At 59.1% G+C, this 942-nt stretch carries 2 protein-coding genes; both read left to right on the top strand.

Features of this window, described 5'->3' with window-relative positions:
• Window positions 1-81 precede the first annotated feature (81 nt).
• Complete coding sequence (locus P0D80_RS50575; RefSeq protein WP_408296372.1) at window positions 82-597, top strand: transposase; 516 nt, start codon at window positions 82-84, stop codon at window positions 595-597.
• Window positions 573-926: an IS66 family insertion sequence element accessory protein TnpB gene (gene tnpB / locus P0D80_RS50570; protein WP_408296369.1), complete on the top strand. Its 354-nt coding sequence runs from the start codon at window positions 573-575 to the stop codon at window positions 924-926. Before P0D80_RS50575 ends, tnpB begins: the two co-directional genes overlap by 25 nt.
• The last annotated feature ends 16 nt before the right edge of the window (window positions 927-942 follow it).

Raw genomic sequence — 942 nt, 5'->3', positions numbered from 1 at the left:
TAAGCGATCCACTATCGACGTCTACCCAACAGCACTCTGAGCGAGGAGCATAGGTGTCCACCTATTGTGAGGTGGACACCTATGGCTGACAAAGACTCAGAGCTGAGAGTAGTTCGGCAAAGCAGCGACGGCCGTCGCCGCTACGATGAAAACGGCAAACGGGCATTGATCGAGGCGGCGTTACGCCCGGGCGTCTCGGTGGCGCGCATGGCGCAAGAGCACGGGATCAACGCCAACCTGCTGCGCAAGTGGATCACGAAATACCTGATGGAGCGCGAGAAAGGCGTCTCGCCGACGCCGCGGGACAACGGCGACGACTTGCCGCATTCGGGTGATGCGACTGACAGCCTGGCGATCGATCCTCCGGGTTCTCACCAACTCGTCGTTGCCGCGGCACCACCACCTGCGTTCGTACCTGTCGTTGCGGTACCGCCTGCGTCCACACCGCCGCCCCCGTCGATGACGCTCACGCTACATGTGCATCTCTCGAACGGGGTCAAACTCGAACTGGGCAAAGCCATCGCGACCATTGATGAACTGACAACCCTGGTTCAGATCCTTGGGAGGATGCCGTGTTCCGGTTCGACGACAATCTGAAGGTGTATCTGCACCGCGATCCTGTCGACTTCCGGTACGGCATGAACAGCCTGTCGATTCTCGTTGAACAGTCGATGCGCCTGAATCCGATGGACTCGTCGCTTTACATCTTCGGAAACCGGCGTCGCGACACGATCAAGATCCTTGGCTGGGACGGCAGCGGCTTCTGGCTTATGACGAAACGATTGGAGGCCAGCCGTTTCATCTGGCCCGACAACAAGGCTGGGGTCGTGACGATGACGACCAACGTGCTGCACGCGCTGCTCGATGGCGATGACATCACTACGATTCGACGACATCCGAAGCAGGAATATCTGCGTGTGAGCTGAACAGGCAGACGGTGTG

Source organism: Paraburkholderia sp. RL17-373-BIF-A, assembly GCF_046030175.1.
Classification (GTDB): domain Bacteria; phylum Pseudomonadota; class Gammaproteobacteria; order Burkholderiales; family Burkholderiaceae; genus Paraburkholderia.
The sequence above is the reverse complement of the archived record's forward strand: the minus strand, read 5'-3'. Positions and strand labels throughout refer to the sequence as shown.